Annotated in this window: 11 protein-coding genes, 2 tRNA genes, 2 rRNA genes and 1 pseudogene; 7 read left to right on the top strand and 9 right to left on the bottom strand. The window is 60.1% G+C overall.

Annotation, left to right across the window (positions count from 1 at the left end; translation table 11 throughout):
• Nucleotides 1-6: 6 nt before the first annotated feature.
• The 4 genes and pseudogenes from nusA to scpB form a co-directional block, all read right to left on the bottom strand.
• Complete coding sequence (gene nusA, locus ACNA1V_RS06890; RefSeq protein ID WP_415832853.1) at nucleotides 7-1,500, bottom strand: transcription termination factor NusA; 1,494 nt, start codon at nucleotides 1,498-1,500, stop codon at nucleotides 7-9.
• On the bottom strand, nucleotides 1,497-1,976 hold the full coding sequence (rimP, locus tag ACNA1V_RS06885) for a ribosome maturation factor RimP (RefSeq protein ID WP_415832852.1): 480 nt from the start codon (nucleotides 1,974-1,976) through the stop codon (nucleotides 1,497-1,499). Before rimP ends, nusA begins: the two co-directional genes overlap by 4 nt.
• Nucleotides 1,977-2,326: 350 nt before the next feature.
• Nucleotides 2,327-4,069: a pseudouridine synthase gene (locus tag ACNA1V_RS06880; RefSeq protein ID WP_415832851.1), complete on the bottom strand. Its 1,743-nt coding sequence runs from the start codon at nucleotides 4,067-4,069 to the stop codon at nucleotides 2,327-2,329.
• A gap of 59 nt (nucleotides 4,070-4,128) precedes the next feature.
• Nucleotides 4,129-4,896, bottom strand: a pseudogene (gene scpB / locus ACNA1V_RS06875) (SMC-Scp complex subunit ScpB); the annotation flags it as partial.
• A gap of 493 nt (nucleotides 4,897-5,389) precedes the next feature.
• On the opposite strand from scpB, the gene ACNA1V_RS06870 reads away from it, so the two are divergent.
• Both ACNA1V_RS06870 and ACNA1V_RS06865 read left to right on the top strand, forming a co-directional pair.
• Nucleotides 5,390-5,980 carry a malonic semialdehyde reductase gene (locus tag ACNA1V_RS06870; protein WP_415832850.1) on the top strand — a complete coding sequence of 197 codons (591 nt, stop codon included), beginning with the start codon at nucleotides 5,390-5,392 and terminating at the stop codon, nucleotides 5,978-5,980.
• A gap of 407 nt (nucleotides 5,981-6,387) precedes the next feature.
• Nucleotides 6,388-7,581 (top strand): MFS transporter, encoded by a 1,194-nt coding sequence (locus ACNA1V_RS06865; RefSeq protein WP_415832849.1) that lies wholly within the window; start codon nucleotides 6,388-6,390, stop codon nucleotides 7,579-7,581.
• A gap of 90 nt (nucleotides 7,582-7,671) precedes the next feature.
• On the opposite strand, the gene ACNA1V_RS06860 is transcribed toward ACNA1V_RS06865, so the two are convergent.
• Entirely contained in the window at nucleotides 7,672-8,172 is a 501-nt protein-coding gene (locus ACNA1V_RS06860; RefSeq protein WP_415832848.1) for a DUF2501 domain-containing protein, read from the bottom strand.
• A gap of 153 nt (nucleotides 8,173-8,325) precedes the next feature.
• Nucleotides 8,326-9,033, bottom strand: a complete 708-nt coding sequence (locus ACNA1V_RS06855) for a glutathione S-transferase N-terminal domain-containing protein (RefSeq protein ID WP_415832847.1) — start codon at nucleotides 9,031-9,033, stop codon at nucleotides 8,326-8,328.
• Nucleotides 9,034-9,161: 128 nt separating this feature from the next.
• Here ACNA1V_RS06855 and ACNA1V_RS06850 point away from each other — a divergent pair.
• A tRNA-Asn gene (locus tag ACNA1V_RS06850) sits at nucleotides 9,162-9,237 on the top strand.
• A gap of 434 nt (nucleotides 9,238-9,671) precedes the next feature.
• A tRNA-Asn gene (locus ACNA1V_RS06845) sits at nucleotides 9,672-9,747 on the top strand.
• 575 nt (nucleotides 9,748-10,322) lie between these two features.
• On the opposite strand, the gene ACNA1V_RS06840 is transcribed toward ACNA1V_RS06845, so the two are convergent.
• Nucleotides 10,323-12,686 (bottom strand): FepA family TonB-dependent siderophore receptor, encoded by a 2,364-nt coding sequence (locus ACNA1V_RS06840; RefSeq protein WP_415832846.1) that lies wholly within the window; start codon nucleotides 12,684-12,686, stop codon nucleotides 10,323-10,325.
• A 145-nt stretch (nucleotides 12,687-12,831) separates the two neighbouring features.
• On the opposite strand from ACNA1V_RS06840, the gene ACNA1V_RS06835 reads away from it, so the two are divergent.
• The 3 genes from ACNA1V_RS06835 to ACNA1V_RS06825 all read left to right on the top strand — a co-directional run bounded on the left by ACNA1V_RS06835 (nucleotide 12,832) and on the right by ACNA1V_RS06825 (nucleotide 13,943).
• The gene (locus ACNA1V_RS06835) at nucleotides 12,832-13,041 is read left to right on the top strand and encodes a hypothetical protein (RefSeq protein WP_415832845.1); all 210 of its coding nucleotides are present in this window, start codon (nucleotides 12,832-12,834) and stop codon (nucleotides 13,039-13,041) included.
• A 224-nt stretch (nucleotides 13,042-13,265) separates the two neighbouring features.
• Nucleotides 13,266-13,760: a Rossmann-fold NAD(P)-binding domain-containing protein gene (locus tag ACNA1V_RS06830; RefSeq protein WP_415832844.1), complete on the top strand. Its 495-nt coding sequence runs from the start codon at nucleotides 13,266-13,268 to the stop codon at nucleotides 13,758-13,760.
• A gap of 3 nt (nucleotides 13,761-13,763) precedes the next feature.
• Entirely contained in the window at nucleotides 13,764-13,943 is a 180-nt protein-coding gene (locus ACNA1V_RS06825) for a GNAT family N-acetyltransferase (protein ID WP_415832843.1), read from the top strand.
• Between the two features lie 142 nt (nucleotides 13,944-14,085).
• Here the strand turns inward: ACNA1V_RS06825 and rrf are convergent.
• Together rrf and ACNA1V_RS06815 are read right to left on the bottom strand one after the other, a co-directional pair.
• A 5S ribosomal RNA gene (gene rrf / locus ACNA1V_RS06820) occupies nucleotides 14,086-14,198 on the bottom strand.
• Nucleotides 14,199-14,397: 199 nt separating this feature from the next.
• Nucleotides 14,398-14,495 (bottom strand): 23S ribosomal RNA (locus ACNA1V_RS06815); the annotation flags it as partial.

The raw sequence follows: 14,495 nt of genomic DNA, 5'->3' as shown, positions 1-14,495 counted from the left end.
GACGCGTCACTTAGCGGACGCATCGCCCTCGTCATCGAACCAGTGGGCCCGGGCACGCATGATCAGCTCGCTGGCGGCTTCGGCGTCGATGCCGGCCAGTTCGGCCAATTCGTCAGTCGCCAGTTCCGCGAGGTCATCGCGGTCCTTAACGCCATGCGTTTCCAGCACAGCCAGCAACTCCGGCGTCACGCCTTCCAGCGTATCGAGCGACAGATCCGGCTGCTGGCTGGCATTGCGCTCGGCTTCTTCCTGCAACGCATTACGGGCACGGGCACGCAATTCGTTGACGGTGTCTTCGTCGAACGCTTCGATTTCCAGCAATTCGTGGATAGGCACATACGCCACTTCCTCGAGGCCGGTGAAACCTTCGTCGATCAGGATGTTGGCGATCTCTTCGTCCACATCCAGCTTGCCCATGAACACCGCACGCCATGCGGCCCGTTCGCTTTCAGCGCGGTCCTGGCTTTCCTGCGGGGTCATGATATTGATCTGCCAGCCCGTCAGTTCGGACGCCAGACGTACGTTCTGACCCTTGGCGCCAATGGCCTTGGGCAGGTTTTCTTCATCGACCACGACATCCATGGCATGACGATCCTCGTCAACCACAATGGATTCGACATTGGCCGGTGCCAATGCACCGATCACGAACTGTGCCGGATCTTCGGACCACAGGACGATATCCACTTGCTCGCCGCCCAGCTCGTTGCGCACGGCAGTCACACGCGAACCACGCATACCCACGCAGGTGCCGATGGGGTCGATACGCTTATCGTAGGCGACCACGGCAATCTTGGCACGCATGCCGGCGTCACGCGCGGCCGCCTTGATTTCCAGCAAGCCCTGTTCGATTTCGGGCACTTCATTCTCGAACAGTTCCTTGATGAACTCGGGCGAGGTACGCGACAGGATGACTTGTTGGCCACGCGCAGCGTGGTCAACCGTCTTCACATAGGCGCGCACACGGTCACCGATCCGCAGGTTTTCCTTGGGGATCATTTCGGAACGAGGCAGACGAGCTTCGATACGGCCCAGGTCGATAATGCAATCGCCCTTGTCCATGCGCTTGACCGCACCCGAAACGATGCTCTCGCCACGTTCCAGGAAATCGTTGAGCACCTGTTCGCGCTCAGCGTCGCGGATCTTCTGCAGAATGGCCTGTTTCGCCGCCTGCGCACCGATACGGCCGAATTCGACCGGTTCCAGTGGTTCCTCGATGTACTCGCCCACCTGGATGCCAGGCACTGCCTCTTCGGCATCCGAGAGCAACTCTTCGCGATCCGGTGCCTGCAGGCCTGCCTCATCGGGCACGACCAGCCAACGGCGGAAGCCTTCATGCTCGCCCGTCGTGCGATCAATGGAAACACGGATATCCGCGTCATCCTTGAAACGCTTCTTCATGGCTGAAGCCAAGGCGCCTTCGACAGCCTCGAAGACCACTTCACGGGCCACGTTCTTTTCACGCGCCAGCGCATCGACCAACAAAAGAATTTCGCGACTCATCGCTTTTTGCCCTTGAAATTCAGAAGCGGATCCAGCTTGGCGCGCTCGACGTCGTCGAACACGAACTTCAAGACCTGAACCTCGCCCTTCTTTGCCTCAAATTCCAGCTCAAACCCGGCGGCTTCTTCGCCCTCGGCTTCGGCCACTCGCAACACACCGGAAAACACCTTGCGGTTCTCCAGCGGCTCGCGCAGCTTGATTTCCACTCGTTCACCGGCGAAACGGACAAAATCCGCCTCACGGCGCAGCGGCCGATCCACGCCAGGCGAACCGACTTCCAGCCGCTGATAGTCGATATTCTCGACTTCGAAGACGCGCGAAAGCTGCCGGGAAACCTGCTCGCAGTTCTCCAGGGTCACACCGCCTTCGCGGTCAATAGTTACTCGCAGCAACCCCTGGGCGGCCCGTTCGACGTCGATCAGTTCGACACCCATGCCCGCCAGGGCAGCTTCCGTCAATGCGTATAAATCTGCCATATTCAAAAAAAATGGGCTGTGATCGCCCAGCCCATATGTTGCGTCTGTGCCAGACGCCATCATTGCCGTTGAGAGCGACCAGGAATTACCTGGAGCCGGCAGCGGCGCGCCAGCCGGAAGGCCGGATGCGCGCCGATCTTCCGGCGCTGCTCCTGCGCATGGATCCCGCCGATGGCTGCGCTGACAAGCATTGCTGTGCTCTGCGCAGACAAAATCCGACAAGACCATGAAAACAGTGGATTTTAGCAGAAATCGCCATCGAACGCCTAAAGTACGCGTTCGATGCACCAAAACCACAACTCCCCGTCATCCTGAAGCCGCCCACGCGGCGCAGGAATCACAGGCAAGGCTTAACGCCCCTCACGCCCGGACAAAAAACCCAGACGCGACTCATGCGCGGCCGCACCCTTGGGCTGCCAATCATCGCCTTTGTCACGCGCGCGCCCCTGAGGCTTGCGGTTTTGCGACTGAGGCTTGGCAGCCTTCTGCTGGCGCGGCGCTGCACCGGCTGCGGCGGGCTTGCCCGCCGGCTTCGCGCTTGCGCTGCTGCGACGGCGCGGCTGCTGGCCCTGGCCAGCGGCATCGCCCTCGCGCTCGGCACGCGGCGCGCGCCCTTGCCCTGCGCCTTGCGCCGCCTTGCTGCCCCCTCGGGCACCACCCGGCTTACCCGTCCGGCCAGCGCCCGCGCCCTTCGGCTTGGCGCCCTGGCCCTGCGACTGCCCGGCCAGGGGGTGACCATTGGCATAGCCACCGGAAATCATCAAACCGGAAGTGAACGGATCCAACCCCGCTCCTTCCTTGCGCCCACCTTGCAATTTGCCACGCTTGCCGATGCGCGCACCACTCATGCCATTGCGGTCCATGGTACCGAAGCCCGGCGGCAATGCGCTGTCATGCGACAGCGGCTGAGCGGGACGCCGCCCCTTGCCCTTGCTTTCCTCGTCGCGCAGCAAGCCCATGCTCACCAGCAGCGCAGTCACAACCTGCGCATCGAGCTCCTCCCAGCGACCACGCTTCAGGTTACGCGGCAGCACCACATCCCCGAAACGCGTGCGGATCAGACGACTGACGGTCACGCCAGCCTGCTCGAACATGCGCCGCACCTCGCGATTACGCCCTTCATTCAAGGTCACGCGATACCAGCGGTTGCTGCCTTCACCACCAATGAATTCCAGGCTGTTGAACGCCGCGCGTCCATCTTCCAGCTCGACCCCATCCAGCAAGGCCTGACGCTGCTCGTCGCCCAACTCGCCCAGCACACGAACCGCATATTCGCGCTCGGCACCATAACGGGGATGCATCAGGCGGTTGGCCATATCACCCGATGTGGTCAAGATCAGCAGACCTTCTGTATTCAGATCCAGGCGCCCCACCGACAGCCACTTGCCCACTTTCATTTTCGGCAGGCGGGCAAACACGTTGGCCCGACCTGCCGGATCGTCATGACTGACGATTTCGCCAGCGGGCTTGTGATAAAGAATCACGCGCGGCGGCTTCTTGGCATTGGGCCGTGTAATCGGCTTGCCATTGACTCGAACCAGATCGTCCGGCTTCACGCGCTGACCAATGTGGGCGGGTTCACCATTGACCGACACGCGGCCAGCCACGATCAACTCTTCCATATCGCGCCGCGAACCGATGCCCGCATCCGCCAGCACTTTATGCAGCTTGGGCATGACCGCATCGCTGGACATGAACTTGCCCAAGCGCTGCACCGTCTGCGCCGAACTCTCGAGATAGGCCAATGCTTCCTGGGCCTCTTTTTCCGTCCCAGGCGCAGCGCTCTTGCCCTCGGTCGCGGCCGCCTGGCCAGCAGCCTTGGCCGCCGCACCCTTACCTGCACTGCGGGCACGAGGCTGGCGCCGCGGCGCCGGCGCTGCCGCTTCCTGCCCCTCGACCGACACCCCCTCCTGAGACGCAGCGCCGCCTTCACTGCCCGGCACTTCCTGCGCCTGTGCAGCCGCCCCCTTGTCCGTGCGACGACGACGGAACGGCGTACGCAATTTGCGCCCCCGAGTGCGGGCTGCGCCATCCTGCGCGTCGCCTGCCCCAGCCTCTGCGACTACGCCATCCTGCTGCAAGTCATTGTCCATATCGACCCAAACTCCATCTTTCAATTATCTTGTTTATTGTCTGCCGCGAGGGCTTGCGCATCAGCTGCAGCATCACCTTCCACGGCGGCACCCGTTGTCACGGATGCCTCATGCATTTCCATTTCGCGCTGCACCGGCACATTCCCCCTTCGGGGCGCCAGCTCCGCACCATCCTGCAGCGCACTTTCTGCCGGCTCCAGCGCAACCGCCATACCCGTGCCGCCCTCTTCCAGCACAGCCGAGGCTAGCGGTGATGCCCCTGCCTGCGCACTTTCCAGCAAGCCCTGGCCTACTGCGGCCAGCTCGGCATCATCCAGCGCACGCAAATCAGGCAATTCATCGAGCGCACGCAAGCCCAAGTCATCAAGAAACTGGCGCGTCGTCGCGAGCAGCGCAGGACGGCCGGGTGCCTCCCGATGCCCCACCACCTCGATCCAGCCCCGCTCTTCCAGCACCCGGACGATCTGCGTGGACACCGTAACGCCACGAATATCTTCGATATCACCGCGCGTCACGGGCTGACGCCACGCAATGATGGCCAAGGTTTCCATCACCGCCCTCGAATAACGAGGCGAACGCTCGGGATTCAAACGCTCAAGATATGGCTGCATGGCTGGCGTGGACTGAAACCGCCACCCGGAAGCCAACTCCGTCAGCACCAGCCCGCGCCCTGCCCAGCGGGCCTGCAGGCCTTCCAGCCATGCCCGTACCTGAGCATTCTCAACCAACGGCGCACCAAACAACTTGCGCAAATCAGCAAGCGGCATCGGCGCCTCCGCACATAACAGCGCGGCTTCGAGCACTACTACTGCCTCGTCGTCGTTCATGAAATCCCAATGCGTAAGGCAACGCATGCACCGCTATGACTCCCTCGCCAGACGAGGAAGAACGGCACAAACCTGGACGCAACACTTTATATCGGCAGGAGCAGACCACATCCGCGCCGCCATCATGGGCGCCGGGGGTAGTTGCTGTCTTTTCATTACCGGAACCAGGGCCAACAGGAACCCTGCTGAACCTGAGCAGGGGTGGCACCCGGAAAACAGCAGGACGATGCATGGATACGTTGCCAGTTGCCCTTTTGAAGCGCAACCGCCAGCAAACGGCGCATACAGAAACCCTGCTTTCTATAGGCGAATTATAACGGCAATGCCTCAAGCTGTGTGCAATCCCGTTTGCGCACCTGTATCAGCTGTTGCAGATGCCTTCAGGCGCCCGCCACCCCCTCATTCCGGTAATAAGCTAAAGCCCTCTGGAGGCCGTTCCACACGAATACAATAGGGCGGCATTCCACACCATTGACCGAGACAGGATTCGTCCATGAGCACCCCACTTTCGCAAGACGTTCTGGCGCAATTGTTTACCGACGCGCACAGCATCCATCAGTTCACCGATCAGCCCGTCACCGACGACACGCTGCACCAACTGTATGACTTGCTGAAGTGGGGACCGACCGCATTCAATGCACAGCCCGGCCGCTACGTCTTCGTACGCAGCAAGGAAGCCAAGCAACGCCTGGCCCCCGCCCTGGCCGCCGGCAATCTGGACAAGACCCTGGCCGCGCCCGTTACCGTGATCATCGCCCAGGACTCCGAATTTCACGAACAACTGCCCACCCAGTTCCCTGGGTATGATGCCCGCAGCCTGTTTGTCAACAATCCCGGCCTGATCAGCCCGACGGCATTCCGCAACAGCTCGCTGCAAGGCGCCTACCTGATCATTGCCGCACGCGCACTGGGGCTGGACGCCGGCGCCATGAGCGGCTTCGACGCCGCCAAGCTGGATGCCGAATTCTTCCCGGACGGAAAGTGGAAGAGCAATTTCCTCATCAACCTGGGCTACGCAGCACCGGGAGCCGGCTTCCCGCGCGGCCCGCGGCTGCCGTTTGATGACGCCGCCCGCATCCTCTGATCCCCCCACCTCGCGCGCCCCGCACCGCATGGTGCAGGGCGCGCCTTGCAGCCCTCCGCTCACTTCATCCGCCGCCCCTCTCCCGGCCGCCTCGAAGACATCTCCGCGCCCCGGGCCCCACCGGCGCCAACGACCAGGGTCCTCAAGCCCTCCCCGCACACACATTGCCAACCCTTGCCAGGCTCCAGGCTACGACCTGCCAGGCAAAACGGTCCGCGCTTTTCTACCAGCCCCTGTCGTCAGCCAAGGGCATACTCTCCCCTGTCCCGACCGTTCTGGTCGATACGCAGCCCAGCATCAAAGCAACACTCCCCATCCGGCAGCGGCATTCCCTCGCGGGCCCGCAGCAATGTCTGTAATATTGGTTATAAGAAATAACGTCTAATTGTATTTTCCTTAGATACAACATGCCCGCCACACCCCCAACTCCCAGCCAGCGCAATGTCGCCATCCTGACTGGCGCCCAGGCACTGGGCGCTGCCAGTCCGGCCATCATCATTTCACTGGGAGGGCTGGTGGGGCAAAACCTGTCCAGCGACCCGGCCTTGGCGACACTCCCCGTCAGCACCTTCCAGGCGGGCCTCGCGCTGGGAACCCTGCCGGCAGCCTACCTCATGCATCGCCTGGGACGCCGCAATGCCTATCTCATGGGCGCCGGACTGGGCATCATCGGCGGCCTGGTGGCTGCCTATGCCATTCTTTCCGGCTGGTTTCTGCTGTTCTGCGTGGGCACCGTCATTGCCGGGCTCTATAGCTCCTATGTACAGAGCTACCGTTTCGCGGCAACCGATGGCCTGAAGAATTCGCTGCGCGCACGCGCTATCTCATGGATCATGGTGGGCGGCCTGGCTGCCGCCGTGATCGGCCCCCAAATCGTCATCCTCACCCGCGATATCTGGCCAGAGACGCCATTTGCTGCCAGCTTTATCGGCCAATCCATACTCGCCCTGCTGGCCTTGCCGCTGCTTGCCCTGCTCCGTCCGCCGGCACAGCAGGCATTGCCCGCGCACGAACAAACCGCCTCCGCCCGCCCGCTTGGGGAAATCGCACGCTCCTTGCCCTTCATTACCGCCATCGCCACGGGTGTCGCATCCTATGGCCTGATGAGCTTCCTGATGACTGCCGCCCCCATGGCCATGGTCGGCCACGACCACTCGCTGCGTGATGCCTCGCTAGGCATCCAGTGGCATATCCTGGCCATGTTCGGGCCCAGCTTTTTTACAGGCAAGCTGATACAGCGTTTCGGCAGCACCTGCATTTCCGCCCTGGGCCTGATCCTGATCGCCGCCTCCGCTGCGGCCGCCCTCCATGGCATGAGCGTCGCTCACTTCTGGCTGGCACTCATCCTGCTGGGCGTCGGCTGGAACTTCAGTTTCATCGGTGCGACCGACATGATTACTGCCACCCACAATCATGCCGAGCGTGCCAAAGTACAAGCCGCCAATGATTTCATCATGTTCGGCGTGGTTGCCATTGCCTCGTTCTCTGCTGGGCAGCTGCTCAGCACCTCTGGGTGGGACAGCCTGAACCTGCTGGTATTCCCCCTGGTGGGCGTCGTCTTGCTGCTGATGCTCGCCAATCACATCAAGGCCCGGCGCTAAACCAGCACCGCCCCAGCCTGGAGCCACCCAAAGCCTGCCCTTGCCGGATGGATACTCATGCCTCCGGCAGGGCTGCCCAGGGTACCGCGCTCAGATCAAAGAACCGGCGTGCTGCAGCACCTGATCGCATGCCTTGCGTGTCAGCTCTTCCTTGAAGCCGCCGCCACTCAGATCCACACTGCCATCACTGCCAAGCACCTTGCCCTGCAAACCGCTCATGAAATCAGGCTTGGTTTCCGCTTTTTTCTGGCCACCCAGCGATCCCAGCAATTTGTCCTTGACGTTATCGACCGCGTTGCCGGAAAGATAATTATTCTTGATGCAGAATTGCAACAGACCCGCCACATTTTCCGTTCCAGCCGAAGCCAGCGAAGGCAGCGCCAGATCCGATAGGCCCGCTGCACTTCCCAGATTTCCCAGACCGGACAATCCCCCACTCGAAGACGCCGCCGGCGCTTGCGCCGCCGCCCCGGAGGATGAACTGCCACTCACGGCGCCCTTCACGCTATCGAGCAATTGGGCCTGCGCAGTTCCTGCGGCGCAAGCCAGCACAAGAGACAACGTTGCCGCCAGGCGGAATGACTTGATCATGCTGGTTTCTCCTTGAATGCAATAAGGCTGCGGCTGACACATTCAGCTGCTTCCCTGACGATACACCCAAAGAGGCCACCCATGCCTTCAGCCTCCTGCCCCCTTGCATGCCTAGCTGCAGTGCCGACCGAATCCGGCCCCGCCCCGCCCTTATCAGCCCGAAGCCAGCATGCTCTGTGTCGCCCGCTGATCCGACAGCCACTCGCCTGCCTGGCGGGCCCGTTCCTCGTGGGCAGACTCGCGCAGGGTTTCCGATAAGGCCTCCACATACCAGATACGCATGGAAGCCAATGCCCGCAACCGAGCCGCATAGTCATCAGCCTGCGCAGAGCGCAAGCTCAAACCATACGTTTGCAAGCTGAAGGCCAAGGGGGCATAGCAGGCATCCACCGCCCCGAAGCGCGGCCCGGCCAGGAACGGACCACCGAACTTGTCCAGGCCCTCGCACCAAAGCTCCGCAACCCGGTTCAGATCCTGCTCCAGTTCCTCGCTCACCTGCGCCAAACGAACCTTGATACCGCAATTGAACGGACAAGCTGCCTTCATGGCAACGAATTCGGCATGCATCTCCGCCGCCGCGCAGCGTGCCCAGGCGCGCGCCTCCAATGCATGCGGCCAGACATCCGCATGTCGCTCCGCCAGGAACTCGATGATACCCATCGAATCCCAGACCACCAGATCCTCGTCCACCAGACAAGGCACCTTGCCTGTCGGCGAAAACACCCGGAACGCATCATAGCTATGCGCCCCGGAAAAGGGCGCCTGCCGTTCTTCAAACGGTATGCGCAGCTCGCGCATCAGCAGCCAGGGCCGCAGCGACCAGGAGGAGTAATTCTTGTTGGCAATATATAGCTGGTACATAGTCGCCCACGCTTCGCTGCAATGCAGCATAAAGGACTTCCATTATGGCACTTGCTAGATTTTTCTACTGTTGGGGCGAACGTGACTTGCCTTTTATAAAAAAAGCATGCTAATATCATTTTCTCAATTCCCCGATAGCTCAGTCGGTAGAGCGACGGACTGTTAATCCGCAGGTCCCTGGTTCGAGCCCAGGTCGGGGAGCCAAATTCGAAAAGCCCTTTGCAGCCTCTGCAAAGGGCTTTTTCTTTGCCCGGCCGTTCCGGCCGCCAACCCGCCGCTCAGAACTGCCCCCAATACGTCGCACGGCAGCCCGTGCCATCCCCTCACTCCAGCCGGCTATCGCAGCTCTCTCAACCGCACCCCGCTTCGGCTCTTGAGCAGCCTCAGGCGAGCCATCTTCCCGCCTAGGCGCACATGCCGCGACCACGCATTGCGTTGCAATGCATGAACGATACGCCGAAGTCAAAAGGCACCGTCGCCCGCGACGCCCCCTCTGCCCCACGCCTTCCAGCCCCCTATCCGCCCTCTTCTCCGTACGCAGACGGACAGCTCGCGCATGCCTCGCGCAATCTCCGACATAAAAAAAGCACGCAAACCTGGCAAATTTCTTACAAGCATGCTAATATCACTTTCTCAATTCCCCGATAGCTCAGTCGGTAGAGCGACGGACTGTTAATCCGCAGGTCCCTGGTTCGAGCCCAGGTCGGGGAGCCAAATTCAAAAAGCCCTTTGCAGCCTCTGCAAAGGGCTTTTTCTTTGCCCGGCCATTCCCTCTTTACCCACCCCGTCCTCTTCGGCGGCGGAATCGCTTCTGCAACCCAAAAAACCCCGCGTAGCGACTTGTGCTGGCTTGCCGCTGTTAGCAGCCGCACACCTGCTCGCAGCTGCCACACCACTGCCAGCCGAAAGAGCGCTGCGCAAGCTCCCCTCGTTGAGCAGACCATAGCCAATGGAATGCCAAAGCCTCCATGATGCGGCGGCGCACCTTGCGCCGAACCATCGACGTAGCGCAGGAGGCTCATGCCCATGCGCCACGCAACAGTTCGCATAGCATTATTCTTCGCCCAAGGCCGGATCGGCATGATCCATGGCACAGAGCATACACGCGCCAGCCTGGTTCCCCCCGGAGGGAAAACCGGATCCAGCACCGGCATATATTGAAATCGCCCAAAGGCCGGATACGCCTGTGGTATCCAGCCTCTGGGCGCAGTCCCGCGCATGGCGGTACTGGCGTCATCGTGAAACAAAAAGCTTCCGCCCGACATGCCGGGCGGAAGCTTCCTGCGGCCTTAGAAGGAAACCGTGGTGGTCAGGTAATAAGCCCGACCAGGTTCGTTGTATGTATAGGCACCGCCACTGACACCATTGGAACGACGCTTGATGACCTTATCGAACAAATTGCTGATCCCCACGCCAATGCGGAAATTCTTGTTGACGTCATACATCGTGTTGAGTCCCACCACCGCATACGGACTGACGCTGTCGAGCGCCGCACCTGAGGCCTCCGCACCACGAGCCGTCAAGGTACGCGGTTTCTGGGCACCGTACCAGCTCATTGTCAGTTGAGCCGACAGGGGTTCCATAGGACGCCACAGCAAGGTGCTGTTCAGCGTGTACTTGGGAATAATGCTCAGCGGCTGATCGGTGTCCCGATCCTTGTTATCCAGCATCCACGTGAAGTTGTTAAGCAGGCTGAGTGTGTGCCCGCTTTCACCGAGCAGAGGAATGTTCAGGTTGCCTTCCAGGCCCTGCACCAGCGCCTTGCCGGAGTTATGCCATTGGTAGTACTTGTAGGTACCGACATCGACAGTACCCTGGGTGTACATATCCGCAGTAATCTTATTCTTGTAATCATTGCGGAAGTAGCTGACGCTGGCATCCCAGCCTTGCTGGTTATCCCACTGAATACCGATTTCCTTGTTGACGCTGATTTCCGGCTTCAAATCGGGATTGCCCTGGATGTAGCAAGGACCCGTCACATTAATCGGGCAGCCATTTCCACGCGTGGTGTACCAGTAATTTTCATTGCTTTGATACAGGTTGGGCGTTTTGTAGGCGCGTGCAATCCCCCCTTTCAGGCTGAACTGGGAACTCAGCTGATAGGTTGCGTTCAGGCTGGGACTCCAGTTGCTGCCAAATTGGTCGTGATGATCAAAGCGCACGCCAGGCGTCACGATGAGATCATCGGTAATCTCGATATTGTCTTCCAGATAGAAAGCGAAGCTGCTGGCCGTCGATTTCGAATCAGTGCCTTGTGTGACGCCGCTGGGCGGCGCTTGCAGCAAGGTATTCGGGTCTTTCAGGCTTTCATGCCGATACTCGATCCCGCTTGTCAGAACCTGCGACAAGCCACCCAACGTGAACGGCGAATAGAACTCGCCATTGGCATAAAGGTTCTTGAGATTGGACTCGAGATACGACAGCGGCGATGCGCAGCTACCTTCCGGACCGCCGGCCGTGTTCTTGCGGCAATCCAAGTTCCGGGTGTCTTCGTACTGGAGAATGACGCGGGAGTTGCCCAGTTCGCCCCAGTCGCCCCGGTGGGTCAACGCTGCGGTCTGGCGATAGACGCGACGGACTTCCGCACCATCATTTGCCAACTGCTCGATCAGTGCGCCATCGCTGACGCTAACAGGATACTCGCCCGTATAAACATTGCCCTGGCGGCTGAAGCCCAGATCCAGCTCAAGCACATGGTCGGGGTTGATATCCAGGCGCAGCAGGCCATTGATATCCCGATTGCGAACCCCTTCCCGACCTGCCGCATTCCCGCTGACGACTTCATCCGCATTGATGTCCGGCGAGTCGGCATTGGTCTTGGCCGCATTGCCATACAGTCGGAATGACAGTTTTTCAGCCAGAGGACCGGACAAATTAAAGCCTATGCGACGGGCATTCCCTTCATCGCCACGTTCCGGCTGGTTGTAATAACCGTTCAGCGAGCCGGAGATTTTCTCCGTGGGTGGTTTGGTGATGATATTGACCACACCGCCTGCAGCCCCGGATCCGTAACGAGCGGCTGCCGGGCCACGAATGACCTCAATACGCTCGACTTGATCGGCGGGCACCCAGCTCGTGTCGCCACGCGTGTCGCGCTCGCCGGAACGACGCATCTGCGCGGCATCCCGTGACCGGACGGGTTTGCCATCAATCAGTATCAGCGTGTTTTCCGGGCCCATGCCGCGGATATCTATCTGACGCTGGTTGCCATATGCGCCGCTGGAACTGGCACCAGTCAGGTTAACGCCGGGAACCGTACGGATAATCTCAGCCAGATCCGTGGCTGGCGGGCGAATTTGTATGTCTTCCGCTGTGATGATAGACACGCTCAACTGCTGCTTCAGTTCCTCTTCTGCGGTCCCCAGAATGCGCACGGCTTCCAATTCACGAGCCGCAGCCGGGCCTTGGGTAATGCGCAGGCCGCCGGCCGTAGATAAGGCAAACAGGCCATGCGGTTGCAGTGCCTGACTGAATGCCTGCGATGGCGTGTAGCTGCCTGCCAATCCCGGGCTGGACGCATTCAAGCTGACACCGGGCTCCAGTTCAATCGAAATGCCAGTCTGCTGACTGATCCGATTCAATACCTCACCCAAAGAGCCTGCCGGCACATCGAAACGTTGTACCTGTTCAGCGGGTGCCTGCGCGTGGGCCATCGTTGTACCAAAGCACAAGACCACGCCACCCGTAGCATGCACTGCCAGTGTGAATGGTGCGACGGCGACACGGCGCCCCATTGAAACGGCCATGCGCCGAAGAGGAGACTTCCTGCCACGTTTAGGGAGTGATACTGGACTCGTCATGCCGGATATCCTGTTTGATTCCATATTGATTGATAAAAACATATCGGATGGGTTTGGCAGCAGCGCCATGCCAGCCGTCGCTGACAGACTGACTACCACTCCAGCCCACCCGATTTTCAAAGCCACCCTGCGTCGCACTCGCGGCGAAGCATGCATCGCCATGCCTCAGATGAAACAAATGAAAATCGTTTTCGATTGTATTTTTTAAATCAAGAAATCTCAATCACTTAAGAAATCGAACTGTTTTCTTAATATCCGAACCGTTTCCTGGATTTTTCAGGGTACATCTCCGAAAACCAGGCGATCAAGCCTGCTAATTCGTCTCAAATCGTGTATCAGCGATAACGATTTTTCCAATGATTCTTCACAATGCCATAGTTGTTTCGCCGCCACACCTGCCACATGCATACCAGTTTTGTCCTACCGGGCGGGATGTGGGGCCCTGCTGATATCGGCCCGACCTCTTCCGGCCAGTTGGCCCTGGATCTGGTGCATGGAAAACTACCGGGCCTGGTTCCCGGCAGCTTCTCAGTGGTCGATGCACGCGACGTCGCGCAGGCCCATATTGCTGCGGCCCGCCAGGGCCGCTCGGGCGAACGCTATCTGGCTGCCAGCCGACATATGACGATGCGTGAACTGGTGCAGCGGCTGGGCGAGCTGGCAGGGGTGAAAACCCCGTCGCGCATGCTGCCGCTGCCCTTGCTGTATGCGCTGGCGGGCCTGCAGGAAATCTATGCGCGCTTGAGCGGCAAACCCATCTTGCTCAGCCTGGCCACCGTCAAACTGATGCGTCGGGAAGCCGAGCGTACGCATTTCAACCCGGAGAAAAGTGCGCGGGAACTGGGACTGCGTTTCCGGCCGGTGGAGGACACGTTGAAAGACACACTGGACTGGTATCGCCGCCACGGCTGGCTGCCGCCGGCCTGACGTTTGCCGCTGACGCAGGTCGTGGAGACTTTGCGGCAATTCGGTTGGCGCACCCTGTTCCTGTCCTGCTCCAGTGATCCTGGGGTACGTTCCTACGGCTTTTACCGCCACCTGGGCTGGAGGCATGAAGGCGCCACGGATGACGCCGGGGATCACATCCTGGTCTTGACGCTCGCGGACTAAAGAAGGCCGACCGGGCCGTGATTGCGGTGGCCCAGGCACCCTGAGCCGCCTAGCACGGGCGGGGCGCTACGCTAGCAAGATTCCGCCGCCCCAAAGACAAAACCCCTCTCTGCGCATGCAGAGAGGGGTTCTGAGGATAAGAGCTTGACGATGACCTACTTTCACAGACGTCCGTCCACTATCATCGGCGCGAAGGCGTTTCACTGTCCTGTTCGGGATGGGAAGGAGTGGTACCACCTTGCTATGGTCGTCAAGCGTAACTGTTTGGCTGGGATGGGGTTTAGCCATCCTGGCCCAATTCGGAAGAAACACATGGTGCGAGAGTATAACTCATCGCACGCTTGAGGTTGTAATTTATTTCGTTGGCCTGGCTGCTGACGGAGCAGCCAGGTTTTGAGTTTTGAACGGCACTTGTCATACAGACGTTAGCNGGTTTGTTAACCGCCATCGTTATAGGATCAAGCCGCACGGGCAATTAGTACTGGTTAGCTTAATGCATTACTGCACTTCCACACCCAGCCTATCAACGTCCTGGTCTCGAACGACCCTTCA

The sequence above is a fragment of the Kerstersia similis genome, from assembly GCF_965139615.1.
Classification (GTDB): Bacteria; Pseudomonadota; Gammaproteobacteria; order Burkholderiales; family Burkholderiaceae_B; genus Kerstersia; species Kerstersia similis.
Note: the sequence above shows the minus strand (reverse complement) of the source record. Positions and strands in the feature narration are given on the sequence as shown.

Bases quoted from the DNA above. Each gene is read 5' to 3' on its own strand.
- nusA (WP_415832853.1), bottom strand. From the start codon at position 1,500: ATGAGTCGCGAAATTCTTTTGTTGGTCGATGCGCTGGCGCGTGAAAAG.
- rimP (WP_415832852.1), bottom strand. From the start codon at position 1,976: ATGGCAGATTTATACGCATTGACGGAAGCTGCCCTGGCGGGCATGGGT.
- ACNA1V_RS06880 (WP_415832851.1), bottom strand. From the start codon at position 4,069: ATGGACAATGACTTGCAGCAGGATGGCGTAGTCGCAGAGGCTGGGGCA.
- ACNA1V_RS06870 (WP_415832850.1), top strand. From the start codon at position 5,390: ATGAGCACCCCACTTTCGCAAGACGTTCTGGCGCAATTGTTTACCGAC.
- ACNA1V_RS06865 (WP_415832849.1), top strand. From the start codon at position 6,388: ATGCCCGCCACACCCCCAACTCCCAGCCAGCGCAATGTCGCCATCCTG.
- ACNA1V_RS06860 (WP_415832848.1), bottom strand. From the start codon at position 8,172: ATGATCAAGTCATTCCGCCTGGCGGCAACGTTGTCTCTTGTGCTGGCT.
- ACNA1V_RS06855 (WP_415832847.1), bottom strand. From the start codon at position 9,033: ATGTACCAGCTATATATTGCCAACAAGAATTACTCCTCCTGGTCGCTG.
- ACNA1V_RS06840 (WP_415832846.1), bottom strand. From the start codon at position 12,686: ATGGCCCACGCGCAGGCACCCGCTGAACAGGTACAACGTTTCGATGTG.
- ACNA1V_RS06835 (WP_415832845.1), top strand. From the start codon at position 12,832: ATGCCGGATATCCTGTTTGATTCCATATTGATTGATAAAAACATATCG.
- ACNA1V_RS06830 (WP_415832844.1), top strand. From the start codon at position 13,266: ATGTGGGGCCCTGCTGATATCGGCCCGACCTCTTCCGGCCAGTTGGCC.